Annotated in this window: 24 protein-coding genes; 6 read left to right on the top strand and 18 right to left on the bottom strand. The window is 54.1% G+C overall.

Annotation, left to right across the window (positions count from 1 at the left end):
- Positions 1–14: 14 nt before the first annotated feature.
- The 8 genes from G462_RS0101845 to G462_RS0101810 all read right to left on the bottom strand — a co-directional run bounded on the left by G462_RS0101845 (position 15) and on the right by G462_RS0101810 (position 7,310).
- Positions 15–878 carry a DMT family transporter gene (locus G462_RS0101845; RefSeq protein ID WP_051326465.1) on the bottom strand — a complete coding sequence of 288 codons (864 nt, stop codon included), beginning with the start codon at positions 876–878 and terminating at the stop codon, positions 15–17.
- 46 nt (positions 879–924) lie between these two features.
- On the bottom strand, positions 925–1,614 hold the full coding sequence (locus G462_RS0101840; protein WP_026957462.1) for an aspartate/glutamate racemase family protein: 690 nt from the start codon (positions 1,612–1,614) through the stop codon (positions 925–927).
- A gap of 10 nt (positions 1,615–1,624) precedes the next feature.
- Positions 1,625–1,870: a DUF2164 domain-containing protein gene (locus G462_RS0101835; protein WP_026957461.1), complete on the bottom strand. Its 246-nt coding sequence runs from the start codon at positions 1,868–1,870 to the stop codon at positions 1,625–1,627.
- 10 nt (positions 1,871–1,880) lie between these two features.
- Positions 1,881–2,834 carry an alpha/beta hydrolase gene (locus G462_RS21485; protein ID WP_169720127.1) on the bottom strand — a complete coding sequence of 318 codons (954 nt, stop codon included), beginning with the start codon at positions 2,832–2,834 and terminating at the stop codon, positions 1,881–1,883.
- A gap of 90 nt (positions 2,835–2,924) precedes the next feature.
- A complete protein-coding gene (locus G462_RS0101825; RefSeq protein ID WP_026957460.1) occupies positions 2,925–3,905 on the bottom strand; it encodes a glycine betaine ABC transporter substrate-binding protein in 981 nt (326 codons plus the stop codon).
- Positions 3,906–4,113: 208 nt separating this feature from the next.
- On the bottom strand, positions 4,114–5,358 hold the full coding sequence (locus G462_RS0101820; RefSeq protein WP_026957459.1) for a quaternary amine ABC transporter ATP-binding protein: 1,245 nt from the start codon (positions 5,356–5,358) through the stop codon (positions 4,114–4,116).
- Positions 5,351–6,250, bottom strand: coding sequence for an ABC transporter permease (locus tag G462_RS0101815; RefSeq protein ID WP_026957458.1), 900 nt, complete (start codon positions 6,248–6,250; stop codon positions 5,351–5,353). The genes G462_RS0101820 and G462_RS0101815 overlap by 8 nt, the downstream gene beginning before the upstream one ends.
- A gap of 67 nt (positions 6,251–6,317) precedes the next feature.
- Positions 6,318–7,310 (bottom strand): ABC transporter substrate-binding protein, encoded by a 993-nt coding sequence (locus tag G462_RS0101810; RefSeq protein ID WP_026957457.1) that lies wholly within the window; start codon positions 7,308–7,310, stop codon positions 6,318–6,320.
- Positions 7,311–7,444: 134 nt separating this feature from the next.
- On the opposite strand from G462_RS0101810, the gene G462_RS0101805 reads away from it, so the two are divergent.
- On the top strand, positions 7,445–7,936 hold the full coding sequence (locus G462_RS0101805) for a MarR family winged helix-turn-helix transcriptional regulator (protein ID WP_026957456.1): 492 nt from the start codon (positions 7,445–7,447) through the stop codon (positions 7,934–7,936).
- A 128-nt stretch (positions 7,937–8,064) separates the two neighbouring features.
- On the opposite strand, the gene G462_RS0101795 is transcribed toward G462_RS0101805, so the two are convergent.
- From G462_RS0101795 to G462_RS21480, 5 genes are all read right to left on the bottom strand, one after another.
- Complete coding sequence (locus tag G462_RS0101795) at positions 8,065–8,883, bottom strand: hypothetical protein (RefSeq protein WP_026957455.1); 819 nt, start codon at positions 8,881–8,883, stop codon at positions 8,065–8,067.
- Between the two features lie 213 nt (positions 8,884–9,096).
- Positions 9,097–10,077, bottom strand: a complete 981-nt coding sequence (locus G462_RS0101790; protein ID WP_026957454.1) for an ABC transporter substrate-binding protein — start codon at positions 10,075–10,077, stop codon at positions 9,097–9,099.
- Between the two features lie 204 nt (positions 10,078–10,281).
- The gene (gene rimO, locus G462_RS0101785; protein ID WP_026957453.1) at positions 10,282–11,700 is read right to left on the bottom strand and encodes a 30S ribosomal protein S12 methylthiotransferase RimO; all 1,419 of its coding nucleotides are present in this window, start codon (positions 11,698–11,700) and stop codon (positions 10,282–10,284) included.
- Positions 11,701–11,920: 220 nt separating this feature from the next.
- Complete coding sequence (locus tag G462_RS0101780; protein ID WP_026957452.1) at positions 11,921–12,910, bottom strand: DUF2860 domain-containing protein; 990 nt, start codon at positions 12,908–12,910, stop codon at positions 11,921–11,923.
- An 85-nt stretch (positions 12,911–12,995) separates the two neighbouring features.
- Complete coding sequence (locus tag G462_RS21480) at positions 12,996–13,898, bottom strand: DMT family transporter (protein ID WP_051326463.1); 903 nt, start codon at positions 13,896–13,898, stop codon at positions 12,996–12,998.
- Positions 13,899–14,049: 151 nt separating this feature from the next.
- Between G462_RS21480 and G462_RS0101770 the strand changes: the two genes are divergently transcribed.
- On the top strand, positions 14,050–14,922 hold the full coding sequence (locus tag G462_RS0101770) for an AraC family transcriptional regulator (protein ID WP_026957451.1): 873 nt from the start codon (positions 14,050–14,052) through the stop codon (positions 14,920–14,922).
- Between the two features lie 275 nt (positions 14,923–15,197).
- Positions 15,198–17,483, top strand: a complete 2,286-nt coding sequence (locus G462_RS0101765; RefSeq protein WP_084404885.1) for a methyl-accepting chemotaxis protein — start codon at positions 15,198–15,200, stop codon at positions 17,481–17,483.
- 20 nt (positions 17,484–17,503) lie between these two features.
- Here G462_RS0101765 and G462_RS0101760 read toward each other — a convergent pair whose 3' ends face one another.
- Positions 17,504–18,025 carry a cysteine hydrolase family protein gene (locus G462_RS0101760; protein ID WP_026957449.1) on the bottom strand — a complete coding sequence of 174 codons (522 nt, stop codon included), beginning with the start codon at positions 18,023–18,025 and terminating at the stop codon, positions 17,504–17,506.
- Between the two features lie 105 nt (positions 18,026–18,130).
- On the opposite strand from G462_RS0101760, the gene G462_RS0101755 reads away from it, so the two are divergent.
- On the top strand, positions 18,131–19,075 hold the full coding sequence (locus G462_RS0101755) for a GlxA family transcriptional regulator (protein WP_051326462.1): 945 nt from the start codon (positions 18,131–18,133) through the stop codon (positions 19,073–19,075).
- On the opposite strand, the gene G462_RS0101750 is transcribed toward G462_RS0101755, so the two are convergent.
- Positions 19,072–19,509, bottom strand: a complete 438-nt coding sequence (locus tag G462_RS0101750; protein WP_051326479.1) for a CreA family protein — start codon at positions 19,507–19,509, stop codon at positions 19,072–19,074. The genes G462_RS0101755 and G462_RS0101750 overlap by 4 nt on opposite strands.
- A 386-nt stretch (positions 19,510–19,895) precedes the next feature.
- On the opposite strand from G462_RS0101750, the gene aspA reads away from it, so the two are divergent.
- Positions 19,896–21,329 (top strand): aspartate ammonia-lyase, encoded by a 1,434-nt coding sequence (gene aspA, locus G462_RS0101745; RefSeq protein WP_084404884.1) that lies wholly within the window; start codon positions 19,896–19,898, stop codon positions 21,327–21,329.
- Between the two features lie 225 nt (positions 21,330–21,554).
- Positions 21,555–22,946 carry a DUF4397 domain-containing protein gene (locus G462_RS0101740; RefSeq protein ID WP_026957445.1) on the top strand — a complete coding sequence of 464 codons (1,392 nt, stop codon included), beginning with the start codon at positions 21,555–21,557 and terminating at the stop codon, positions 22,944–22,946.
- Between the two features lie 75 nt (positions 22,947–23,021).
- On the opposite strand, the gene dbpA is transcribed toward G462_RS0101740, so the two are convergent.
- The 3 genes from dbpA to G462_RS24735 all read right to left on the bottom strand — a co-directional run bounded on the left by dbpA (position 23,022) and on the right by G462_RS24735 (position 25,788).
- Positions 23,022–24,407 carry an ATP-dependent RNA helicase DbpA gene (gene dbpA / locus G462_RS0101735; RefSeq protein WP_026957444.1) on the bottom strand — a complete coding sequence of 462 codons (1,386 nt, stop codon included), beginning with the start codon at positions 24,405–24,407 and terminating at the stop codon, positions 23,022–23,024.
- A 141-nt stretch (positions 24,408–24,548) separates the two neighbouring features.
- A complete protein-coding gene (locus G462_RS21475) occupies positions 24,549–25,382 on the bottom strand; it encodes an MFS transporter (protein WP_211234174.1) in 834 nt (277 codons plus the stop codon).
- Positions 25,375–25,788, bottom strand: a complete 414-nt coding sequence (locus G462_RS24735; protein ID WP_211234173.1) for an MFS transporter — start codon at positions 25,786–25,788, stop codon at positions 25,375–25,377. Before G462_RS24735 ends, G462_RS21475 begins: the two co-directional genes overlap by 8 nt.
- Between the last annotated feature and the right edge of the window lie 47 nt (positions 25,789–25,835).

The following is a 25,835-nucleotide window of genomic DNA, read 5'->3' as shown; positions in this document are numbered from 1 at the left end:
CTCTCGTGCTTCGCTCACCCGCGCTTTAATCGCGGATTCATAACCAACAAGATCCCCAATAGCACCACCAGCATCGACAGCAACAACTCAAGCGACAAGGCTTCTTGCAGGTAGGCCGCGCCCATCAGCGCGGCAATCAGCGGTACACTTAACTGCAGCACTCCGGCCAGAGATGCGCGCATCGGCGCAATCGCAAAGTACCACAGGGCATAGCCAATCGCCGAGCAGAGCATACCGGATAGCAAGGCATAGCCGACCGCCAAGGTATCCAGTTGCATCGGTGTCACCAGATAGAGCGGCAATGCGAGCAAACTGAGCAGCGAGGCCAAAATAAAGTTGCCGCTGCTCATCAGCAACGGCTCGCCCGCTCCTTTTCCCGCAAGGGTATAACCTGCCCAAGCAATCCCCGCCACCACCATTTGCAGAGCTGGTATCACCGCAGGGGTGCTCCAACCCTTTGCGAGTAACAGCACTAGCCCGGCAAAGGCGATGATCACCCCGTCAACCTCCCGGCGAGTGTAGCCCTCGCCTTGCAGGCGGCTCCAAAACCACAGGCTTATCTGTACGCTAGCGAACAGCAGTAGCGCGCCCACCGCGGTCGACATCTCCCGATAAGCAAAGGTAAATAACAGCATGTAAGCGATTAGCCCAACACCGCCCAAGCGGCTTCCAGCATGGGACTGCTCTGGTAAAGAACGCCCTCTACGCAGCCTTGCCAGCACCAACAAGGTGATACAACCGGAATACAAGCGAAGCAGGCTAAAGCTGAGCGGATCGATGGGGGTCTCCAGCAAGGCTGCACGGGTGAGTAAAGAGTTGCCAGCAAATGCCAGCAAAGCCAGCAAGAGCGCCGCAATGCGGGTGGGTGATTGATGCATCTTTCGTATTCTCTTTCTTGTGGCCGTCACACCATAGCCGCTGACACTAGGCCAACGCCCAGTTCACTGCTTGTTCGATATGGATGGCCGTGGTGTCAAACAGCGGCACGGCGGTGTGCTGAGCATCCACCAGCAAGCCTATTTCGGTACAGCCCAGAATCACGCCCTGTGCGCCCTGCTTGGCCAGGTTATCGATAATCCGCAGATAGCCTTGGCGGGAGCTATCAACAATCTGCCCATGACATAGCTCGTCATAGATCACCCGATGCACCAGTTCGCGCTCGGCCGCATCCGGCACCACGACCTCGATGCCACGGGCCTCGATCCGCTCACGGTAAAAGGCTTGTTCCATGGTAAAGCGAGTGCCGAGCAGCCCAACGCGGCGGATACCCTGCGTCAACAGATGCTCGGCGGTGGCGTCTGCCAAGTGCAGCAAGGGAATGCCGATAGCTGCAGCGACGGGCTCTGCAACCTTGTGCATGGTGTTGGTGGCAATCAATAGGCCCTCGGCACCGGCCGCTTCCACCTGACGAGCATTGGCTGCCAGCAACTCGCCGAGTTGTTGCCACTCGCCTTGATGCTGCAGCCTTTCAATCTCAGCAAAGTCGACACTGAGCAGCACCAACTTGGCCGAGTGAAGCCCGCCCAAACGCTGTTTAACCGCGCGGTTGAGTCCTTGGTAGTACGTGACTGTCGACTCCCAGCTCATTCCACCGAGTATGCCTATGGTTTTCATCGTTGCTCCTTTAGTCCGGATACACTTCTTGGGCTTCAATATCTTCCAACACCAGCTCGATCCGCTGTCGCACCACCGCTTGGGCATCGTGCAGGCCTTGGTTGTAGTAGCTAGGGCCCAACTCACGACTAATAAAATCGAGCAAAAACTCCGCTTCAAACTGGCCGACTGGGCGCTCCAGTTCCTGATCCATGTAATTGCTTATCTTCTCAAGCAGGGCCGCACGACGCTGCGGGCTAAGGGTTATCTCTGCCATTCAATGAGTCCTAATCGGCGTTAAGGGCGGTTACCAAGCTTACCTTTTGGTGAAGAAACTGTTCAATGATCTGTTCAACCGCTTCGGTTGAGTCGGGTGAGAGCACCCTGCCCGCTAACACATGCTGCCCGGGATCGCGTGCATCGGTATAAGCGGTTAGCTGTTTAATTGGCGAGCCCAGTTGCTGAAAGGCTCGCTCAGTGGCTTGCGGGTCCACCACCTGATCCAACGGCGAGTAGATAACCAGCACTGGTACCTCGACGCTGGCAAGCAGCTCAGGCGTTATCAGCTCTACCAGCCCCATCATCGGCAACAGGCTCTCGGTGGGGTAAGAGGTGGTCCAGTAGCGATGCTGTAAGGCATTCTGCGCCTGCCAGCTGCGCCGCTCGCCAGTCGCTAATTTGGCCAACTGCTCGCCCCAGGGCCACAGCAAGGCACGTGCACCGGGGTCAGCGGGACCGAAGTTGGGCGAGATCAGCACCAAGGCGGCCAGTTGCTCGGGCGCTTGCGTGGCAAGCCAAGTGGCGATGGTAGCGCCAGTGGATACCCCCAGCAGCACCACGCCCTCGCCAATCGCCTCACCAATGGCGAGCGCTTCATAGCCATCTTCCAGCCAGCGCTGCACACTGCTCTCGCTCATAGCATCAGGATGTTCGCGCCCATGGCCAGTGAAGCGGGTAGCAAACAGGTTGGCAGCAAGTTGCTTGGCAAGGTTCTCGCTCAGTGGCGCAGTCTCTTGGCGAGAGGCGGAAAAGCCATACAGGTAGACCACACTCAGCGGGGGTTGGGCGTGTGACTCGCCGTGCCAATGTAGGTATTTTTCCGTGCCTGCAACGATATCGTGATAGCGGCCTTCCGACTCGGCAATGTGGGTGGCTAAGTCAACCGGCAGAGCTGGGCGCGAGCTTGTTGTAGCGAGATCAACCCTCGGGCCGAGCAAAACTGCGGCAATTAGCAACAGCACGACCACGCCAATAGCTTTAGCAAACCTCGATTTCAGCATCTCAGATAAGGATGGTGACGATTAAAGCCTCAACATAGCACCCGCTCTGGCTTAATTGAAGCTTGCCCGCAGTGCATCAGCCACCTCGGCGGGTAACCACGCCTGCCACAGCTCTGGGTTGGTCTCGAGGAAGTAGCGGCTGGCCTGCTCACTGCTGGCTTGATTGCGCTCCATCCATGCCAGTAACTGGTTCATCTGGGGGTTGCTGTAGCTGCGTTGCTCAAGATAGGTGAACGCAGCCGGTTCACGCTCGGCAAAACTGCCGGTTGTTAAAGTAAGCACTGGCGTGGGCGGATACATGGTCGGCTTCGCCTCATTACAAATACTGCGACTAATGCAATCCTGGAAGTGTTTCTCATCGATACCGCTGCCAAAGTCGACCTTTACCATCGGATACTCGCCCAATACCGCGGTCGGCGCCCAATAGACACCCAACCAACCACGCTGCTCTTGATAGGCCGAAGAGATAGAGTCGGCAAGCAAGGTGCCCGAGGCAGCTTCAACCAACTCGAACCCGGCTTGCTCAAGCTGTAGCGCTTTGAACAGGTTGGCGCCGCTGACCTGGCAGTTCCACCCAGACGGGCAGTTATGGAAGGTGGGATTGGCGTCCTCATCAGGTCTAAACAGCTTGGCATGCTTGATAACCCCGTCGATGGTGGCCAGTTCCGGGTGCTTTTCAACCAGGTAGGCTGGTACCCAGAAGCCTTCCTCACCGCCATCCGATAGGGTGTCGCCTGCATAGCGTAGCCGCTGGTCCATCACCGCCTTATTGATGGCGGTTTTCATCGAGCCCAACCAGTATTCCGGGGCAATATCCGGGAAGCCTTGGGTCAGCATTGACACCGCGGTGGGCAAGGTATCGCCATCGACTAACTCCACCTCGCAGCCGAAGCCATGTTCTAAGACATATTGATCGATATGCGCGACTACACTGGCCGAGCTCCACCCCATTTCCGCAATTGTTACTTTTTCACATGCCTGTGCCGTACCAGCCAGTACCGCGAGCATCAAGCCAATGCACCACTTTTCCATTACTGCCTCCATCAAAAGAGCATCAACTATAGCTGAAGCTGGCACCGATTATAGAGTGATATTCCCAAGCATGTGTGCGTGATCGTCGATTATTTTGAGTAAAGAATCTAAACAAGATTGGAGAAGGGGTGAGAGTGGTCAATTACTGATAACAACGTTAGCAATCAACCTGTTTACGCTAGGCATAAACAGGTTGAAGACAACACGCTTAGGAAGCTTTTGGCTCCGGCTCCTCCTCGTTGGCTGCCTCAGTAGGCTCGATATCGCTGGACTCTGGCTCAGCAAACACCTCTGCCACATTCTCAGCCGCCACCAAGCCTTTTAGGTTACCGTCATCATCCACCACAGGCAGCGAATAATCACTCTCGATGGTATCGCCAACGATCTGCTCAATCGGCGTATCGGGTGATACCACTGGCACATCTTCGTAGACCTCTTCAGAGATCTCCTGCTGATGCAGCGACTTGTTCACCTGCTCCAGCCCCTCTTGGGTCAGTACCCCCTGATAGCCTTCCTCGGTCACATGATAGGCATAGTCATCCTTCAGACGCTTCATCTGACTCAAGGCTTCGCCCAAGGTTTCGGCGGTGATCCGGCTAACCGGCGGCTTCATTACGGTTTCCACCGTCAGCGCCCGGGCCCGGTTTACGTCTTTGACGAAGGCCTCCACATAGTCATCGGCCGGGTGTAGCAAGATCTCGTCGGGAGTACCCTGTTGCACCAAGGCGCCATCTTTGAGGATGGCGATGCGATCGCCCAAGCGCAGCGCTTCGTCGAGATCATGGGTGATAAAGATGATGGTTTTGTGCAGGCTACTTTGCAGCTCAATCAGCTGGTCCTGCATCTCACTGCGGATCAGTGGATCTAGCGCCGAGAAGGCCTCATCCATCAGCAGGATTTCAGCATCGGTTGCTAGGGCGCGAGCCAAGCCCACCCGCTGTTGCTGACCACCGGAGAGCTGGGATGGGTACTGGGCGGCATAACCATTGAGCCCCACCGTTTCCAGCCACTCTCCCGCGACTTTCTGTCGATGGGCCTTTTCAATGCCTTGGATCTCCAAGCCATAGGCCACGTTATCCAGCACGTTACGGTGTGGCAGCAGGCCAAAGCGCTGGAATACCATCGACATCTTATGTCGGCGAAACTCCTGCAGCTGACCTTGGCTAAGCTTCATCACGTCGGTGCCATCCACCCAGATCTCGCCCTCGCTGGGCTCGATTAGGCGGTTAAAGTGACGGATCAGGGTCGACTTCCCGGAGCCAGACAGCCCCATAATTACAAAGATCTCACCTTTGTTGATGTGCAGATCGATCTCTTTCAGGCCCACCGTGTGGCCCGTTTCAGCCAAGATCTGGTCTTTGCTCTGCCCTTGCTTCACCCGCGGTAACACTTTCTGAGGCTGGCTACCGAATACCTTGTAAAGGCCTTTAACTTCAATCAGCGGCTTAGTCATGCTGCAGCCCTCCCAAGTGTGCTTGGGTGCGTTTGGCATAGGCCTGCGATACCCGGTCGAATATAATCGCCAAGGCAACAATCGCCAAGCCGTTCAACAGCCCCAACGTAAAGTATTGGTTGGTAATCGATTTGAGTACTGGCTGACCCAAGCCTTTCACACCGATCATTGAGGCAATCACCACCATCGACAGTGCCATCATAATGGTCTGGTTGATGCCCGCCATTATGGTCGGCATCGCCAGCGGCAACTGCACCCCGAGCAGACGTTGTCGAGGATTAGCACCAAAGGCAGTAGCTGCCTCGAGAACTTCACGGTCCACCAGCCGAATCCCCAAGTTTGTCAGGCGAATCACCGGCGGAATGGCATAGATAACCACTGCAATCAGGCCTGGTATCTTGCCAATACCCAGTAGCATAACTACCGGGATCAGGTAAACGAAGGCCGGCATGGTCTGCATAATGTCCAGCATCGGGGTAACAATTGACTGGGTCCGATTAGAGCGGGCCATGGCGATGCCGATGGGAATCCCTAATACAATCGCCAACAAGGTACACACGGTGATAATGCTGAGGGTACGCATGGTATCGTCCCACATCCCGAGGTAACCAATCAGCAGCAACGAAACAATACTGCCCACGCAGAGTTTCCAAGATCGGCTGGCAGCATAAACAAGCGCTGCAACTGCCGCTAATACGATCCACCAAGGAGTCGCCAGCAGTAATCGCTCAAACCACACTAGAAAAGATAAAAGAGGCTCAAAGAAAGCCTCGATGCTCTCGCCGTAATCGCGCGAGAATTGTCGGTAGGCACCATCCAAGGTTTTGCGGATAGCAGCAAGCTCACCACGCTCCATTTTCGGGAAGCTAGTGAGCCAGGAGTTGTCAGCCATATCAAGTTGTCCTTTGTTACTTACACGCTGAAGGAGCAAAGGCTCCTTCAGTACATCCTATGTAGTATTAACGTAGCGCAGCCGCTACTTGTTCGGATACCTCAGGGCTAAGCCAAGCCTTCCAAACATCTGGGTAGGTTTCCATGAAGTAGTACATGGTATCTTCACCGGTGGCTTGGTTATCTTCCATCCACGCCAATAGGGAGTTCATCTGAGCGTTCGGGAAGCTGCGGCTGGAAATGTAAGCAAATGCAGTAGGGGCCTTGCTCGCAAAGCTTTCTGTGGTCAAGGTATGTACCGGCGACGGCGGGTACATGGTGACTTTGGGGTCTTCACACTCTTCGGCAGTAGTACACTCAACAAACTCTTCTTCGTCTACACCCGAGCCAAAGTCGACCTTAACCATCTCGTATTTGCCGAGTACCGCGGTAGGCGCCCAATAGTAACCAAACCAGCCTTGCTCACGCTCATAGGCCTTGGCTATCGAGCCCGCCAAGCCGGCACTCGAGCCAGGATCGATCATCTCAAAACCCGCTTCTTCCAAGCCCAAAGCACGGAACAGGTTACCGGAACTGATCTGGCAGTTCCAACCCGCTGGACAACCATAGAAACCCGCCACCTCATCGGTTTCTGGATGCTCAAACAGCTTGGCATGTTGCTTCACGCCTTCAATGGTAGCCAGTTCAGGATATTGTTCGACGAGGTACTTAGGCACCCAGAAACCCTCTTCACCACCATCCGAAAGCGACTTACCCGCGAAGCGTAAACGCCCTTCTTCAACGCCTTGCTCGAGAGCCTCCTTCATGGAGTTAGACCACATCTCAGGGGCAATATCTGGCTGACCTTTCTCAATCATCGAGGTACCAGTAGGCATGGTATCTCCGGGCACCAACTCAGCCTCGCAGCCAAAGCCATGCTCCAGAATAAAGCGATCAATATTGGCGATTAAACTGGCAGAGTTCCAATTCATCTCGGCAATCGTGACCGCTCCGCACTCACTTGCTTGTGCGGCGTGAGCACCAAAGGCCAAAGGTACCAAGGCTAAATAGCGTAATTTCATTACTTGCATCTCCATTGCAAAAACATCGTTAATTACCATACAGCTCAAATAATTAGATCTCAAACCATTTGAGCTGTACCAAAACCTCTCGTCTCGATTAATATTAGCCAACTTAAGTACTTGAGATGGAATTAATGGAAAACAGCCAATACTGGCAAGAGGTGTTGATCTCACTACGCCGCATCATTCGCGCCACCGATCTGCAGTCAAAACGCATCGTAAAAGCCTGTGGCATGACCATTCCTCAGGTGATGGTGCTACGCGCCATCGAAGAGCTGGGCGACGTAACCGTTAAGACCATCTCCCACCATGTATCGCTAAGCCCGGCAACCGTCACTACCATTCTTAACCGCTTGGAGGAACGCCAGTTGGTGATCCGCCAGCGCAGTACTCAAGACCGGCGTATCGTAAACGCGCGCCTGACCGAGCTGGCCGCCTCGCTGCTGGAAACCGTGCCGCCGCTGCTTCACGAAGAGTTTATTGATAAGTTTGAGTCACTGGAGGAATGGAACAAAACCCAGATCCTCAGCTCACTACAGCAGGTTGCCCAGATGATGGATGCCACCGCTATTGATGCAGCACCCTTGTTAGATATTGAAGCGCCTAATAAAGATCTGCAGCGTTAGCGACGATTTAGATCAAGCCACTTTTAAACTGACTGAGCTTCACCATCAGATCCATCTGGGTACTGACGTGCAGCTTCTTGTAGATATTTTGAATATACGAGCGCGCGGTGGTGACCTTTATCCCCATCTCATCGGCCAATCAAGATATCGGCACTGTCCTCATGCCCTTCCAGCAATAGCGATTGCTCAGCATCACCTTGAAAGAAACAGTTCTGCTTGAGCATGGCTATGAGGCGCTTGTTGAGATAAGGGGTATGCAAGCTGAGCCTTGTGCTGTCGTCCACCAAGTGGTGGCTATCGGTCAGTAGCTGTTGTGCGGCGGGGTTCATCGACAGGATGCGACCCGACTCATCGCATACCAGCAGACCGTTGCGCGTCGCCTGAGAGATGGTGGTGAGGATGTTGGCATGGTTCTGGGCGAGCTTGAGCTGGGTATGGATGTTGGCGGCTCTGCGCAGGTGAGGGGTTACTTGGGCTAAAAAGGCGAGATCGTGTTCATCGTAGGCTGGGGAGTCGGCGCCGCGATTAAACACCACATAGCCATCGTGGACACCATCACGCACCACAGTTGCCCCAACACAATGATGGGTCTTCATTGGTACAAACACATCTTGATAGATACTAAGAGACTGGATCTGCTCTATGGGTATCTCATCAGAGAAACGGTTAATCTCTCCTTCTAGTTTGGCCAGAGAGGACTGATACCACGGATCTTCCGGAAAGCGCTGCAGATAACACTCCATCACCGCGGGGTCATAGTTAAAATCGGTGACCATCTCGAAGCTTACCATGTCATTGTCGGGGGCATTCCATAGCGCAAAAAAGGTCTTGTTCGATCCCATGGCAAAGCGCAGCTGCTCCAGTAAGCCCTTCCAGTCACCGCTAATCGAGCAATCGTAGATATCTCCTATCAGTGACGACAGCTCAGTTCCGTTGATATGCGGCATGTTCCCTTGCCTATCTCAATGTTTGCTTACATCTAGTATCAACCGCTTTATTAAGCTTTCAAACAACAAGTCACAATTTCATAACATTTTTATCAGTCAGCGTGAGAAGCGATAACCAACGAGAAGCGAATAGCAGGAAGGACAGTAGGGAGTTAGCCAGAGGAGCACAAGCAGCGGTTAGCAGGCTATGCCTGCTAACCAATGAGCAACTAGCTACAGCGCATCAGCCACTTGTTTGGCGATAGCCGGGTCAAGCCAGGCTTGCCAGATCTCGGGATAAGACTCCATAAAGTAATACATCGCCTCTTCACCATCGGCCTGATTGTCTTCCATCCAAGCCAGCAAGCCATTCATAAAGGCATTGGGGAAGCTGCGGGTGGCGATGTACTTGTAGGCCTCAGGCGCTTGGTTGGCGAAGCGCTCAGTGGTCACCGTATGCACCGCGGAAGGTGGATACATGGTCACTTTCGGGTTCTCGCACTCCACTTGAGTGGTGCACTCCACATACTCTTCAAAGTCGATGCCGGAGCCAAAGTCGACCTTCACCATCGGGTACTTGCCTAACACGGAGGTGGGCGCCCAGTAGTAACCAAACCATGGCTCTTGGCGCTCATACGCCTTGGCGATGGAGCCTGCTAAGCCAGCACCCGAGCCGGGGTCGATAATCTCGAAGCCGGCATCCTCAAGGTTTAGGGCGTTAAACAGATGCTCCACGGTGATCTGGCAGGTCCAGCCCGCAGGGCAGCCATAGAAGGCCGACAGGTCGTCAGATTCAGGATGCTCAAACAGCGCTCGGTGTTTGAGTACGCCCTCGATCTTGGCCATCTCGGGGTATTGCTCGAACAGGTACTGCGGCACCCAAAAGCCCTCTTCGCCGCCGTCTGACAGCGAATTACCGGCAAAGCGCAGCCGCTGCTCTTCCACACCACGGGCCAGTGCTTCTTTGGCAGAGTTGGTCCATAGTTCAGGGGCGATATCCGGCTGGCCTTTTTCGACCATTGAGGTGGTGGTGGGCATGGTATCGCCGGGCACGAGTTCGGCTTCGCAGCCAAAACCGTGTTCTAAGATAAAGCGGTCCATATTGGCCAGAAAACTGGCTGAGCCCCAGTTCATTTCGGCAATGGTGACGGTGCCACACTCTTGAGCCTGCGCGCTCAGAGCTAACGGAAGTAACGCAAGATAACCTAGCTTCATGATTTGCTTCTCCTTGCAAATAACACAACGGTATCCCTGTTTGATGGTGCTCAGGCTAGCGCCTGAGACAAGCTCAATTTAGCACTTTCGCGCAGCAATGGTAGCCCAGCTAAACCACTGAAGCTGTGGGAACCTGACCGCGCTCACGCACCGGCACAAAAAAAGCGGCGCAAGCGCCGCTTCAGTGTTTTTACATGTCCTTGTTTACCCCTTGGGCTTGCCCTTAAGCTCAGCCCACAAGTCGTAGTCGTCGCTGTGGGTGATGGTTACTTCCACAAAATCCCCCACCTGCAATTCGGTCTCGCCGTTAAGGTAGACCATGCCATCAATCTCTGGGGCATCGGCGTAGGAGCGGGCAATCGAGCCCTCTTCGTCCACCTCGTCGATAAGCACCGTCATGCTCTGGCCAACACGCTTGGCTAACTTGTCGCGGCTGATGGCTTTTTGCACGCCCATAAAGCGCGCCAAGCGCTCTTCTTTGATCTCTTCCGGCACCTGATCAGCCAGCTCATTGGCGGCAGCGCCCTCCACGGGGCTATAAGCAAAACAGCCGACACGGTCTAGCTGGGCTTCACGCAGCCAGTCGAGCAATAACTGGAAGTCTTCTTCAGTCTCACCCGGGAAGCCAACGATAAAGGTGGAACGCAGTACCAACTCGGGGCAGATCTCGCGCCATTTCTTGATACGCTCCAGCACCCGCTCGGCTTGGCCGGGGCGCTTCATCGCCTTTAGGATTTTCGGGCTGGCGTGTTGGAAGGGAATATCCAGATAAGGCAGGATCTTACCTTCAGCCATCAGTGGGATGATTTCGTCTACGTTCGGGTACGGATACACGTAGTGCAGGCGCACCCAAATCCCCATCTCGCTGAGCTTCTCACACAGCGCTTTGAGCTGGGTTTTCACCGGCATGCCATTCCAAAAGCCAGTGCGGTGCTTGGTATCTACGCCGTAGGCGCTGGTGTCTTGCGAGATCACCAACAGCTCTTTCACCCCGGAGGCCTTAAGGCGCTGCGCCTCATCGAGGATCTCGCCAATCGCACGACTTTCCAGATCGCCACGGAACGAAGGGATGATGCAGAAGGTACAGCGGTGGTTACAGCCCTCAGAGATCTTCAGATAGGCAAAATGACGCGGGGTCAGTTTTACCCCGATATCCGGCACGAGTTGGGTGAAGGGATTGTGCTCTGGCTTAGGCAAAAACTCATGCACCTGCTCCAGCACATTCTCGTAGGCGTGCGGGCCGGTAATCCCCAGTACATTCGAGAATACCTGGCGGATTTCATCTTCTTTCGCGCCCAAACAGCCGGTCACAATCACCTTGCCGTTTTCCGCCATCGCCTCACCGATGGTATCCAGCGACTCTTCCACCGCGCTGTCGATAAAGCCACAGGTGTTCACAATCACCAGATCGGCGTCGTTGTAGGTGTTGACCACCTCATAACCCTCGGTGCGCAGCTGGGTAAGGATACGCTCTGAATCCACCAAATTCTTGGGACAGCCCAGGCTGATAAAGCCGATACGCTGGCCGCCGGGGCGAGCGCTATCAGTCAGGATCGCATCCTGCACATCAATCTGCGCACCTTCACTCACGGTCTGTTTTGGGTCAAAGGTATTTACTGTCATATCGCACCTTGGTTTGCGCCTTGGGGGTTCAATAAGTCCATTGTTGAAGCGAAATCCCAGCGAGGAGATCCCACACTAAACAAGGTAATCCGGGCCGCGGATTATACATCATTGCTCCTACGCCAACAGCCTCTGAACGGCTCACTGTATCTATGAACGCTACCTCGAGGCGCTTAAAAAGGCGCAACCGAGCGGCTGAGCCTAAACAGCAACAATGGTATTAAAAGTGGTAAGTGACACCCGCCGAGACAATAAAACGCTCGGTTTCGTCGTAGAAGTTGATGTTAGAGTCGCGCTCACTGAAGGAGATAAAGCCCGTAAAGGCCCAATCCTGCCAGCCAAAGATATTGGCGTACTCGTAGCCCATAGTCAGGCCCCACTGGTCATCTTCGCGGGTTCGATTAAACACCGGGTGGCTGGCATCGAAATCGTAGCTGCTGTACTCCGCCGAAAGCGAATAGCGATGACGCCCGATAAAGCGCACATAGGTAGCATCCAGCCCCCAGCGCGAATAACTCATGGCATTACCATCGGCATCGAAGCTTTGATAACGCACGGCCGGCGCGAGTATCGCACCACGCGCTATCGGAAAGCGATAACTGAGTCGTGAATACCAGCCATCGCCGTCGCGACGCAGGGCTTGCATATCATCAGGTGCTAAAGCCTCGCCAGAGCGTTCATCATCGATTTCTTGCTCATACCACGCCATATCGAGATTGAGCTTGCTGCCCAGTATATTGTCGTATTGCAGACGGATGGCATTACCGGAGGCATCGGTTTCTTTGCGAGACTCCCCCAAAACAAAAGGGTCTTCCCAAGTCTCATCGTTCACCACGGTGGGCAACACCGACAGTGCAATGCTAGAACCTTGGCCGACTTCGCGTTTGTAGCCAAGCTCTAAGGCCACCAACCCAGTGACCACATCTTCCCGCGCGGTACCGAGAAACAGTTGATTGTTTGCCTCACGGCCAAAGGTATAGCGCAGCTGCCCCAGTGGAAATACCACAATGCTGCTGTCTGATTCACCGCGGCTATTCAGCTCACCATTTTTGACCGCGTTGTCGGTATTAAAGTTACTCTCCTGCGAGCTATAACCGGCCAACACAGACAGCTCACCATCAAAGCCTGGCTCCGCCAAGGCCGCCTGCGTGCCCTGACTCACCATCGCCCCGCTCACTGCCACGCCCAGCACCATCCCTAGATACTTCATCCTTCACTCCATTGAAAACTACTTTAACTGTTAAAGATTAGCAGCACTGGTGGGCGAACCATGGCAGTTTGATGAACAATGACCCTTAGTTGGCCTGTCGAACCAGCGAGCGTAATGTGGGAAGACGCAGCTGATCGTTGATAATCAAATTGCCAGCAATCACCAGTAGCATGCCCAGCAGTGACCACAGCGACCACTGATAACCCTCAAACAGCGCCGACAAACTCAGCGCCACCAGCGGAAACAACACCGTAGCGTAGGCCGCTCTAGTCGCCCCAATCCGCGCCACCAGCATCAAGTAGGCAGTAAACGCGAAGATCGACCCAAATACGCTTAGATAAACCAGCGCCCCCCAGTAAGTAGGCGAGCTGGGCAGTACTGGCGCTTGGCCGGTTAGCAGCAGGATCAGGCACAGCAGCAGCGAGCCATAGCCCATCCCATAGGCATTGGTGGTCAGTGGCGAGAGCCCCTGCAAGCTATTGCGCTTCGAGATCATATTGCCCAATGAGAAGAACAGTGTGCCCAATGCCGCCAGCGCAACACCTTTAACCACATGCTCAGATTGGGTTTGCCGCAGCTCAGGCAGGAACAGCACCAGTAGCCCTACCAGCCCCACCAAGCCCGCGACCAGCACCCGCGCGTCCAGCTTTTCGCGATAAAACAGCCGATTACCCAGCGCGTTATACAAGGTAGCCAGAGAGAAGATCACCGATACCAGCCCGCTGGGAATGTACAAGGTGGCGTTGTAAAAACAAATAAAGTTAAGCGAAAACAGGCATATACCTTGGAGCACCACAAAGCCTTGGTCGCGCTTGCTCAATGGTTGCAGGCGTCCGGTCAGCTTTAATAGCAGCCAAAACAGCAGCGCAGCCAAGATAAAGCGATAGGCCACCGACACCACCACGGGCGCTTCACCCAATTGAAAATAGATAGCCAACCAGGTGCTACCCCAGATCAGCACAGTGCTGAGATACAAAAACAAATTCATTGCAGCTTCCTTAGCAAACAGCATGCATTCCAACAACGAACCAGTATTGTGCGCTAGCTTGCCCATCAGGATTTGCACAATCTTGCGCTTAGTTAAGGGGCCATCCGGTCTGTGGCTTGCCAGCACCGACCGACGCAATTAGGGTTGAAGCATGAAGCAGCAAAGCGTGTTTGAGACTTTATCGCGCTCTAATGCCAAGCTCAGGGCCGAGCGACGAATCAACCAGTCGCTACGCGTGGCATTTTGGAGTAACGACAGCGACCGGGTGCACTATCAAAAGGACAGTGTGCATACCCTCGCCTTTTATCTGAGAGGCGGAGAAGGCAGCCGCCGGGTCGATGCGGGCTATCGCCAGCCCAAGCAACATGGCAGCAGTGGCGTGGTGTGCCTGCTGCCGCAAGGGCAGTGCTCCAGCTGGGAGATCTCGGCACCGTTTCAATTTGCCCACCTCTATTTTCGCGAGCAAACCATCAAGCGCTACGCCCAGCGCGAGCTGGATATCGATCCGCGCCGGGTGGTATTGCCGGAGCTCACGTTTCATCGTAGCCGCTCACTTAACCTAGGCTGCATTGAGCTATTTAGCACCCCCTTGGATGAGGACCCGCTGAGCTTTGAGCAGGCAAGCAATCAAGTGTTTGCAGCTTTGCTCAACGAGACTCTTCCAGCCAAAACACACTACCAGGGGGGGCTAGGCAGTCGAGAGAAACGGATCGCGCTGGACTACTTGCACAGCCACTGGGCCGATAAGATAGCGCTAGCCGAGATAGCCCAAGCGTGTGGACTCAGCGAATTCCACTTCCAACGTATGTTTAAGCTGAGCCTCGGCTGCTCACCGGCTGACTACCAATTGGAACTTAGGCTTAACGAGGCTCGTCAGCTACTGGCTGCGGGCTTCAGCGTACTGCAGGTCGCCTTGGAATGTGGCTTCTCTAGCCAGGCACACTTTAGCCGCCGCTTTCAACAGCAACAGGGCCTCAGTCCCAAGCAGTACAGCCAACTGCAGAAAAGGTCAGCCAGACTTTAAGGTTGACTCCTGTCGCCGCCTTACTTTCACAAGTCCAGTCACTGAAACATTATTTCAATCTCAGCGTCGATAGCTTCTTGCTTCGCAATAGCCTAGAGTTCACACAGCATTAGAACAGCACCTCTGATAGTTAAATCATATACAGCTCACAGTTCACCAGCATTACAGGCTATTAATAAATCAATTATCAACTCAATGTATAGAATTAGAAAGGCACGGCAGCAGCTAACGCTAACACAATAGTTAATTGAGAAGTTAATCACTAGGGATGCATCATGAAAAGCCCTTCAAGTAAGACCCACTCCTCTCCTACGGGACGCCATTTACGGCTAAAAAGTAAAATTCTATTCAGCATGTTGGCCGTTGCTTTGATCACCGGCGCCCTTATCGCACTGACCTCGTTGATAATTGCCGGCCGTGCAATTGAACATCAGGTCAGCGAACAACTCGAATCCACTCTCAGCTCACGCAGTACAAGCGTGCTGCGCTACTTCGATAGCATCAATCATCAGATTTTATCTATGGCACGCAGCCCCGAGATCATCCAAGCGATGGACGCATTTGCCGGTGCCTATGCCAGTTACCACCAGCAGCGCGGTCGCCCCGATATTAGACAGTTAAGCACGCAACTTGCTAATCATTACCGGGGTAGCTTTCTTTCAGAGTACCAGCAGCGTACCCAGCAAAATCCTCCATTGCCTGAACAGATTCTCAGTGATTTCAGCCCTGCCGCCGTAACACTGCAAATCGATTACATTGCCGAGAATGAATATCCGCTCGGTAAAAAACAGCGCTTGAACAACACCCATCACCAAACCGATTACGACCAGATTCATAAGGTGACTCACCCATTCCTCAGAGACTTTCTAGAACGCTTCGGCTATTACGATATATTCTTGGTTGATGCGACAACCGGTTCCATCGTGTATAGCGTGTTCAAAGAAATTGACTTCGCAAGCTCGTTAACCTCCGGACCACACGCCAACTCCGGAATAGCTCAAGCTTTTAATCTAGCGATGCGCTCCACAAGTCAAGCGGATGCCAGCTTTGTTGACTTTACCCGCTACTTACCGTCCTATGATGCGCCAGCCAGCTTTGTTTCTGCGCCCATCAAAAATAATGGGCAGACCATCGGTGTACTGATTTATCAGTTTCCTATCGATACGCTCAATAGCATCATGTCATTACGCGAGGGGCTTGGTGAAAGCGGTGATACTTTTTTAGTTGGTGCTGATTACCTGATGCGCTCAAATTCCTACAGCCACCCTCATACCCATAGCATGGTCAATTCGTTTGCCAATCCAGAGTCAGGCCGCGCGGAGATTCTGCCGGTTAAACGTGCACTCAGCGGTAACAGCGGTACCGAAGCGACCACCGATATCCATGGAAATCCCGCGTTAGTCGCTTATGCACCTCTCAATGCCTACGGATTGAATTGGGCAATCATTGCAGAGATGGATATCAAGGAAGCCTTTGCTGCTGAATACGACTTGCAATTTTGGATAGCCTCACTGTTGGCGCTGATGTTGATACTCGTTGTTCCGGCTGCGCTGCTGATTTCCCGCAGCATCACTCGCCCTTTAGGTGGAGAGCCTGAGCAAATGGTGTCGGTTGCCCGCGCTATTGCCGACCAAGACTTGCGCCAAGATTTCGATGCCGAGGTCGCCAGCACGAGTGTCTACGGGGCAATGCGCGATATGTCGCACATCCTCAAACAGATTGTCAGCCAGCTGTCGCTCTCTAGCAGTCGCCTCTCAACAGCAGCTGCCCAAGCCAAACATTCTACCGAGACCACCTTAATTGGTGTTGAGCAACAACGAAGCAGTACCACCCAGATTGCCACCGCTATTACCGAGATGTCCGCCAGTGTTCAGCAGGTTGCAAGCAGCACCAGTGAAACCGCATCAATTACCGAGCAGACCCAACAGCAAGCGCAGCAAGGACAGGCGACCATTGATTCAGCCAATGCGGCCACCGCCGAGTTAGTCAGGCGCGTGACAGAAGCCACCCAAGCCATGCAAGAACTCAGTATCGAAAGCCAGCAGATCGGCAGTGTCTTGCAAGTCATTCAAGAGATTGCCGAGCAGACAAATCTGCTCGCGCTCAATGCCGCAATTGAAGCCGCCAGAGCTGGCGAGCAAGGGCGAGGATTTGCCGTGGTGGCCGACGAAGTACGCAACTTGGCACAGCGAACCCAAGGATCTGCAGCGAATATTCAAGCTACTGTCGAGTCCATCCAACGACGCGCCCAGCAAGCCACCGAAGTAATGGAACAAAGCCAAGTGCAGGCTTCCACCACTACCGAGCTGGCCAGTCAAACCCATTCCGCCTTTGTTGAAATATCGGAGGCTGTCGCTCGAATTAACGACATGGCCGTACAAATCGCTGCGGCAACAGAACAACAGTCTCAAGTGGCCGAGCAAATTCATCAGGGAATTACCAGTGTCACCGAGCAAGCCGATACTACCTCTCAAGGCGCCGAGCAGATTAGCGAGGCTAATGGCGAAGTGCTAAACGCCGCTGAAAAGCTGGATGAGATTGTAAAGCAGTTTAAGGTCTAGGCCTTAAACTGCTTGCGCGCTTAGGTGAGTGCTACTGCATGCGGTTGTAAGGTGACCCGCGTCGACACGGCGTTCAGAGCAATATTGTGTAACATCTCATCCACCGTGGTGCAGCAGTCAGCCAAGATACTCACCTGATACTTCTCCGCCGCCTTAGAGATCGCGGTATGGGTAACACAGTTTTGGGTCATCATCCCGCATACCAGTAGCTCCTCCACCTGCAGCTCGCTTAACACCGCTTCCAGCCTGGTTTGCTCGAAGCTATCGGCAAAGCGCTTGATCACCACCTCGGCATCGGGCGCGGCGTTGAGGATTTCCGGGTGGATGGCCGCACCCTCGGTGCCTTCGTTAAAGAATGGTGCCAAGCCGAGCGCGGGATCCGAGATATGTTGGATATGGATTACCGGCACATCGTTTTGCTGGGCCAGGGCGATAGCGCTTTTGATATTGCTTAAGGTTTGCTCGGTGTTCCACAGCGGATACAGGCCGCTGGGGAAGTAATCATTCTGCAGGTCGATAATTAACAGTGCTTGCTTAGTCATGTGCTTGCCTCGGTTGTGTTTGCGACCAGTAAAGTATCGCCACTATTCAGTGCCCCATCGAGTGGCTAAAATGACAACTACTGGTTTAAATCGGACAAGCTACTTATGTGCAGTGATGTTAGCTGGGATAGCGAGATATCTACCACCCGAGTGGTGATCGTACATTATCCGCAAGCCCTTCAATCGGCGGTATTTGGCTTGGAAGAGGCCTTTCAGCTAGCCAATCGCGCATGTGGCGAGCTCGCGCTCCAGCACAGCTTTACCCCGGTGGTATACGATTGCACCCAGCTCTCATCGGCCCCAACCGACCTAGTGATACTGCCACCCAGCCTGCAGCAAGATTACTATCTCAAGCCAGATAAGCGCTTGCTGACTTGGTTACAACAGCAGCATCAGCAAGGCGCCGTGCTCGCGTCCGCCTGCGCCGGGAGCTTTATCCTAGCCGCAGCTGGCCTGCTGAACGGGCGCAGCTGCACCACCCACTGGGGCTTGGCGGAGCTATTCAAGCAACATTACCCGACACTTTCCCTTCGCCCGGAGCGTTTACTGATCAACCATGGCGATATCGTCACAGCAGGCGGGATGATGGCATGGATCGACCTGGCACTGGAGTTGATTGGCCAAACCGCCAATGCTCAAGCCATGCGGGCGGTGGGGAAAATGCTGGTAGTGGATACCAGCCCACGTGAGCAGCGTTATTACCAGCAGTTCCGCCCTAACCTGCAGCATGGCGATCAGCCCATCTTGGCGATACAGCAGCAACTTAGTGCCCAGCTTGCCCAAGCACTGAGCGTGCAGCGCTTGGCCGAACAGGCCTGTATGAGCCAACGCAACCTGCTGCGCCGCTTTAGCAAAGCCACCGGCTTTAGCCCCCAGCAATACCTGCAACGACTGCGGGTACAGCAGGCCTGTGAGTTGTTGGAAAGCACCACCCAATCTAGCGAACAGATCGCGCAGGCCGTGGGATATCAAGATCATGGTGCCTTTAGAAAGACCTTTATCCGGGTAATGGGCCTCAGCCCAGCGGCGTTTCGCCGGCGCTTTGCCTAGGGCGAGTTGGCCAGCTCAGGCTGATAAGCCGCCGTTCCCCATAGCGGTACTGTCGACAAGGCATGCTTGTAGCTGCCGTTGATCTCTTTGGTGGAGTACGACAGATACATGAGGGTTTGCGATTGCGGATCAAAGATACGGCGTATCTTTAAACTCTTAAATAGTATGCTCTTTGACTTTTTGAACACCACCTCGCCAGAGTCGGAGCGGTCGATAGATGCCAGCATCTGTGGGGTGATCTCGCCGGTTTGACGACAAGCGATGCTCATATCAGACGGATCGGACCAATCCAAATCGGCAACAATGTTCGAGATATGACAAGTCACGCCCGGCACTTGCGGGTCCTGCATCACCTCTACCTGGATATCCTTGGTGGTAAGCAAGCCCAGCGACACGCTGGCAACTTCCTCCTTCCTGCCACACCCCACTAACATCAACGATATACACACACTGAGCACTACAGCCTTCACGATTTCATCCTTTTTCCACGGGTTCTGGTTGCGAGAACTGTTTTATACATTAACTACCCGGAAGAGACATCAATAAAACATCATTAGCAAAAGTAATAGAAAACACCAAATTAACTAATCTTGACCAGATATTATCCCTAAAAAATCATACAAATACGGTTTATATAACCATTAATTATTCCCACATCGGGATCGATATCAAAAACATATATAATCTTACTGGTAAACCCACCGCGATTTCTCGACAATCCCAGTGTCGTTGAACAAAGCTTGTTCGACAAGCTCAAGCAACGCAACTGAACATCAAGGCCTACCTTGACCTATAACAACTCTCTTTTAGGGGAAACATCGTGACCAACGAGACCTCAACCGCATTTCGTACTGAAGAAGACCTGCTAGGTGAACTACAGATCCCAGCTGGTGCTTACTACGGCGTACATACTCAACGTGCCGTAAACAACTTCGACATCAGTACTCAAACCATCAGTGACTACCCTGAGTTCATCATGGGTATGGTGATGGTAAAGAAAGCGGCAGCACTGGCGAACGGAGAGATTGGAACCATTAAACAGGAAGTTGCTGACGCCATTGTTAAAGCTTGTGACAAGATTCTAGAAGAACGTGTATGCCTGGACCAGTTCCCCGTGGACGTATTCCAAGGCGGTGCAGGTACTTCGGTAAACATGAACACCAACGAGGTTATCGCTAACCTTGCCTTGGAACTGATCGGCGAAGAGAAAGGCAATTACGACGTCATTAACCCTAATGATCACGTAAACAAGAGCCAATCTACCAACGACGCCTACCCAACTGGCTTCCGTGCTGCATCTTACTACTACACCAACCAACTGTTGGCACAAGTAGAAAGCCTTGCTGATGCCATGGAAGTAAAAGCACAAGAATTCCAAGACGTACTGAAGATGGGCCGCACCCAGCTTCAAGACGCAGTGCCAATGACCTTGGGTCAAGAATTCCACGCCTTCGCCGTGACCCTGCGCGAAGAGCTAAAAAGCATCAAACTGATTCAAGAGCTGCTGCTGGAAGTAAACCTGGGTGCAACCGCTATCGGCAACGGCCTGAACACCCACGAAGCCTACTCGAAGATGGCTATCGCTAAGCTGGCTGAAATCACTGGTTGGGGCTTCAAGCCTGCCGAAGATCTGGTAGAAGCGACCTCAGACTGTGGCGCTTACGTGATGCTGTCTGGCGCGCTGAAGCGTTGCGCAGTGAAGCTGTCTAAGATCTGTAACGACCTGCGCCTGCTAAGCTCTGGCCCACGCGCTGGCCTTAAAGAGATCAACCTGCCTGAACTGCAAGCGGGTTCTTCTATCATGCCAGCCAAGGTTAACCCAGTAATCCCAGAAGTGGTAAACCAAGTGTGCTTCAAGGTTGTGGGTAACGACACCACCATCGCGATGGCCGCTGAAGCCGGTCAGCTACAGCTGAACGTGATGGAGCCAGTACTGGCTCAGTCTCTGTTCGAGTCTATCCACCTGCTAGAAAAAGCCTGTGTGGCACTGAAAGACAAGTGTGTGGTTGGCATCACAGCTAACCCAGAGATCTGTCTAAACAACGTGATGTCTTCTATCGGCATCGTGACCTTCCTGAACCCATTCATCGGTCACCACAACGGCGACAAAGTGGGTAAGATCTGTGCCGAAACCGGTAAGAACGTGCGTGAAGTAGTCCTGGAACTAGGCCTGCTGAGCGAGCAGGAAGTGGACGAAATCCTGTCTGTTGAAAACATGAAGAATCCAAAATACATGGCAAAACTGTACAAGTAAGCCGGTACCGCGAGACTAAAAAAGCCAGCGCCTAGCGCTGGCTTTTTTGTATTAGCAAAACCTTAGTTAAACGCGCTAGCCACCCACTTAGATCGCGAGCAATTTCGGCTTTTTTCTAAAACTTCTAACTAACTCAAACTTCCACGCTTACTGACTTGAATTACTGATCGTCCACTCGATAGCCGCCGTTGAATCGCTGTCAACAACACACAAAGGACGACGCATATGAACCGTTTTGCCCCTATAGGGCTGGCAGCCCTCGCAACACTCACGATTGCCGCATGCAGTGACGATGATGATCATGTAGCCGCAGAAGCCGTATTGCGAATCTTTCACGCCTCACCAGACGCCCCAGCTGTAAACGTTTGGCTAGATGGCAGTCCCGCTTTAGAAGGCGTTGACTACCAAGCCAGTTCAGGGCAAATCAGAGTAGCCGCTGGTAGTCACACCGTGCAGATCGACGCCATTTTGGCTGACGATTCGACGCTGACAGTACTGCCAGAAACCACGCTAGACCTTGCCGAGAACATGGAATACAACGTGCTCGCCATGGGCCGTGCGGCTGAGATTGGCAGCGGCAACGACACCGAGTTCGGCCCGCAAATTGTGGCTCGAGATTACCTAATGCCAGAAGGCGCGCGAGTTCAAGCCATCCACGCCTCCCCTGACGCGCCCACCGTCGACGTCTTTATCACCGCACCGGGTGCCGACCTAAGCGGCGAGATGCCCTTTGCTGACGACTTAGCCTACACCATGGCGAGCGACGCCGTCGAAGTCCCGGCTGGCGATTACCAAATCCGCATCACCGATATGAGCGATAGCAGCATCGTCTACTTCGACTCCGGCACCGTTAGCGTACCAGCGGGCGGAGACTGGGTAGCAGCAGCGGTTACCAATACCGATGCTGGCGGTTCACCGGTGAGCTTGGTGGTAGATACCGGCGCAGCATCGTTAGTTGTACAAAGCGCTGATAGCACCGCCAACTTACGGGTGGTTCACACCATCTCTGATGCACCGGGAGTCGATATCTGGGTATACGGCACCGCGCCAGATGCCAGCAGCCCGCTATTTAACTTGATGTTCAAAGAGTTCACCGACTACCTCGCCCTTGACGTCGGCATGAGCTACGACTTTGCGGTAGGCGTAAACGGCAGCGACCCATTAGTGGTAGTAGACGCCCTAGGCCTTAGCGACGTGATGCTCGACGCAAACACTAGCTACAGCGCCATTGCGATTGGCAACCTCGGCGATATGCTGGATAACGATGAAACCTATGTGGTCGTGGACGCCAACACCCGCCGCGTCGCCACCGAAGCCAAGGTGCGCGCAATCCACGCCTCTGCATTGGCCGGTAACGTCGATATCTATATCAGCGAAGATGCCACCCCAAGCATGGACGATATCATCCTCGAAGGTGTAGCTTACAAAGGCGATAGCACCGTGCTGTCGATTACCCCGGGAGCTCGCTATGTGATGGTAACCCCTGCAGGCGATGACAGCGTGATTGCAATTGGTCCAGTGGAGTTTCCGTTTGCCGGGAATACACTCACCACCATTATCGCGCTGGATGACCCAATGAGCGCAACCGGTGTTAGCGCGATTAGCATCGACGACTAAGCACTGACAGTGATGTAGCAAAAAGGGAGGCTCAGCCTCCCTTTTTTAGTTCAATGCGTTTAGTTCAATGCGCTGCTAACCGCGCAGCACCCGCACCCGGAACTTACGCCCTTTCATGGTGCCGCTTTCCAGCCGCTTAAGCGCTGGCTTAAAGGCTTTACGGGTCACTGCCACAAATGCGGTGTTGGCCATCACCTTAATCTTACCCACCTGATCGCCAGCAATGCCCTGTTCGCCGGTTAGCGCGCCCAAGATATCGCCCGGGCGCAGTTTCTGGCGCTTACCGCCATCTATCTGCAGGGTCATCATCGGCGCAGGTTGCGGCTGTTGGTTAAGGATGGTCACATCTGGCAAGGCGGTGGTTGGCAGGTCGTAGCCCAAGTAGTCACCGAGCAGCGCCATCTTGTAGTCGTCTTTATCATCGAAGAAGGTACACGCCAGGCCTTCACTCCCGGCACGGCCAGTGCGGCCAATCCGGTGAATATGCACCTCGGTGTCATGGGCCACTTGGAAGTTCACCACCAAGTCCAGGGCCTGAATATCCAAGCCGCGCGCCGCCACATCGGTGGCTACCAATATCGACACACTGTGGTTGGCAAAGCGCACGAGGGCCTGATCGCGCGCCTTCTGTTCCAGGTCGCCATGCAGCGCCAGCGCGCTAAAGCCGTGTACTGCCAACTCGGAGGCCACTTCTTGCACCTGTTGTTTGGTGTTACAGAACACCACCGCGGCCTGCGGCTGTTTCTCCAGTAGCACTCGGCGCAGCGCGTCCACCCGATCAGCAAGGGCGACATGGTAGAAATGCTGTTTGATTGCCTGCTGGTTGTGGGTCGACTCCACCTTAATGTGCTCCGGCTTGCGCAGCACGCTAGAGGCAATCCACTGGATTTGGCTGGGGAAGGTGGCGCTGAACAGCAGGGTTTGGCGCTCGGCCGGGCTAGCTTCCACCACGCTATCGAGCTCTTCTTTAAAGCCCATCTCCAGCATCCGGTCGGCTTCGTCCAGCACCAGCAACTTAAGCTCGCTCAAGTCCAGACGCTGCTTGCGAATATGATCATCCACCCGCCCCGGCGTACCAACAATAATATGCGCGCCATGCTCCAGCGAGCCGATCTGCGGCCCAATCGGAGTACCGCCACACAGGCTTAATACCTTGATGTTATGGATAAAACGCGCCAAACGACGGATTTCCACTGCCACTTGATCAGCCAGTTCACGGGTAGGACACAGCACCAAGGCCTGTACCCGAAAACGCTTCACATTGAGATGATGCAAGATCCCTAGCGAGAACGCCGCCGTTTTACCCGAGCCGGTTTTGGCTTGGGCAATCACGTCTTTGCCTGCCAAGATAGCAGGCAGGCTCTGCGCCTGAATCGGCGTCATCTGCTGATAATCCAGCGATGTCAGGTTCTCCAGCAGTGCCGTAGATAAAGGAAGTTGGGAAAAAGAATGCTCGCTCACGACAGCTCCTGAAAGATTACCCGGTTAATCGATACCCGCAGCGATCAACGCCAGCGGTCAAAGGGCGCAGAGTATAGACTTTTGCGCGAGCCTCGTCGCCTGCTTTTTCAACAATCAGCGAAAAATTGCGGCCATGCCAAGCTAGGTCGCGGTGAGCAGTTGCTGCTGACTACGCTGCTTAATCGGAATATGCAGCAAAGTGGCCAGCGCCCCAAGGGCAATACCGCAATACCAAATGCCATCGTAGCTGCCAAAGCGCTGATACAGCCAACCGCCTAGCCACACCCCACTAAAACTGCCTAGTTGGTGGGAGAAGAACACCACGCCATAGAGAAAGCTCATATAGCGAGTACCGAACAGCGCCGCCACCAGGCCCGAGGTCGGCGGCACCGTCGCCAGCCACAAAAAGCCCATACAGGCGCTAAATACTAATACTGAGGTCAACGACATCGGCAGCAACACGAACAGGCTGATCGCCACCACTCGCCCGGCATAGATAAGGCTGAGAATGCGGGCCATCGGCCGACGGTTGGAGAGCAGCCCCGAGCAATAGGCGCCAATCACGTTACAACAACCAATCATACTCAGGCTCCAGGCCCCCAACTGCGGAGCGAAGCCCTTGTCCACCAGATAGCCCGGCATATGCACCGTAATAAAGGCCACATGAAAACCACACACAAAAAAGCCGATGGTCAGCAGGCTGTAGGAAGGCACGGTTAGCGCTCTTCGCAATACCTCCATAAGGCTTAAGGCAGGGTCTTGGGCTTGAGAGCTAGCGCTGTTCGCGCCGCCAAAGGGCGTTAGAGGTAGGGCAAAAATCGCCATTAACAAGGCACTGATCCCCAATAGCTGCAGCGCCATAAACCAGCCACTTAACTCAATCAGCTGCTGCATGATCGGCACCAGCAAGAACTGGCCGAAACTACCCGCGGCGGTGCCCAAACCCAAGGCCCAGCCACGCTTCTCTTCAGGCACCGCGCGCTATCGACGGCAATACGATGCCAAAGGAGGTACCGGCAATGCCCGCGCCCACCAGCAGACCTGCGCTGGAGATAAGCTGCCACTGCTCGGCTGAATGGGCCATTAACAGCATACCCACGCCATAGAACAGCACCCCCGCCAGCAAGACGTTCAGGTTACCAAAGCGGTCGGCCAGGCCACCGGCCAATACCGCCACCGCGCCCCAGGCCAGATTTTGGATGGCCAAGGCCAGTGAGAACACATCCCGCCCCCAGCCATTAGCCTCAGACATCGGCTGCAAAAACAGTCCGAAGCCGGCCCGATAGCCAAACGAGAGCATCAGCAGGAAGCAGGCGCTCACCAGCACCGGAAGGTAACGGGTTTGATCGTTGGGGGTGTTGCTAGCAGGCTTAGGCTTCACGGGGCTCTCCATCCTTGAGATAAGCGCCGTGGTCGCTAGCGACCCGG

The sequence above is a fragment of the Aliagarivorans taiwanensis DSM 22990 genome, from assembly GCF_000429505.1.
GTDB classification, from domain to species: Bacteria; Pseudomonadota; Gammaproteobacteria; order Enterobacterales; family Celerinatantimonadaceae; genus Aliagarivorans; species Aliagarivorans taiwanensis.
The sequence above is the reverse complement of the archived record's forward strand: the minus strand, read 5'-3'. Positions and strand labels throughout refer to the sequence as shown.

Excerpts from the sequence above, each read along its gene's own strand:
- G462_RS0101845 (WP_051326465.1), bottom strand. The coding sequence starts at position 878 with ATGCATCAATCACCCACCCGCATTGCGGCGCTCTTGCTGGCTTTGCTG.
- G462_RS0101840 (WP_026957462.1), bottom strand. The coding sequence starts at position 1,614 with ATGAAAACCATAGGCATACTCGGTGGAATGAGCTGGGAGTCGACAGTC.
- G462_RS0101835 (WP_026957461.1), bottom strand. The coding sequence starts at position 1,870 with ATGGCAGAGATAACCCTTAGCCCGCAGCGTCGTGCGGCCCTGCTTGAG.
- G462_RS0101825 (WP_026957460.1), bottom strand. The coding sequence starts at position 3,905 with ATGGAAAAGTGGTGCATTGGCTTGATGCTCGCGGTACTGGCTGGTACG.
- G462_RS0101820 (WP_026957459.1), bottom strand. The coding sequence starts at position 5,358 with ATGACTAAGCCGCTGATTGAAGTTAAAGGCCTTTACAAGGTATTCGGT.
- G462_RS0101815 (WP_026957458.1), bottom strand. The coding sequence starts at position 6,250 with ATGGCTGACAACTCCTGGCTCACTAGCTTCCCGAAAATGGAGCGTGGT.
- G462_RS0101810 (WP_026957457.1), bottom strand. The coding sequence starts at position 7,310 with ATGAAATTACGCTATTTAGCCTTGGTACCTTTGGCCTTTGGTGCTCAC.
- G462_RS0101805 (WP_026957456.1), top strand. The coding sequence starts at position 7,445 with ATGGAAAACAGCCAATACTGGCAAGAGGTGTTGATCTCACTACGCCGC.
- G462_RS0101795 (WP_026957455.1), bottom strand. The coding sequence starts at position 8,883 with ATGCCGCATATCAACGGAACTGAGCTGTCGTCACTGATAGGAGATATC.
- G462_RS0101790 (WP_026957454.1), bottom strand. The coding sequence starts at position 10,077 with ATGAAGCTAGGTTATCTTGCGTTACTTCCGTTAGCTCTGAGCGCGCAG.
- rimO (WP_026957453.1), bottom strand. The coding sequence starts at position 11,700 with ATGACAGTAAATACCTTTGACCCAAAACAGACCGTGAGTGAAGGTGCG.
- G462_RS0101780 (WP_026957452.1), bottom strand. The coding sequence starts at position 12,910 with ATGAAGTATCTAGGGATGGTGCTGGGCGTGGCAGTGAGCGGGGCGATG.
- G462_RS21480 (WP_051326463.1), bottom strand. The coding sequence starts at position 13,898 with ATGAATTTGTTTTTGTATCTCAGCACTGTGCTGATCTGGGGTAGCACC.
- G462_RS0101770 (WP_026957451.1), top strand. The coding sequence starts at position 14,050 with ATGAAGCAGCAAAGCGTGTTTGAGACTTTATCGCGCTCTAATGCCAAG.
- G462_RS0101765 (WP_084404885.1), top strand. The coding sequence starts at position 15,198 with ATGAAAAGCCCTTCAAGTAAGACCCACTCCTCTCCTACGGGACGCCAT.
- G462_RS0101760 (WP_026957449.1), bottom strand. The coding sequence starts at position 18,025 with ATGACTAAGCAAGCACTGTTAATTATCGACCTGCAGAATGATTACTTC.
- G462_RS0101755 (WP_051326462.1), top strand. The coding sequence starts at position 18,131 with ATGTGCAGTGATGTTAGCTGGGATAGCGAGATATCTACCACCCGAGTG.
- G462_RS0101750 (WP_051326479.1), bottom strand. The coding sequence starts at position 19,509 with ATGTTAGTGGGGTGTGGCAGGAAGGAGGAAGTTGCCAGCGTGTCGCTG.
- G462_RS0101740 (WP_026957445.1), top strand. The coding sequence starts at position 21,555 with ATGAACCGTTTTGCCCCTATAGGGCTGGCAGCCCTCGCAACACTCACG.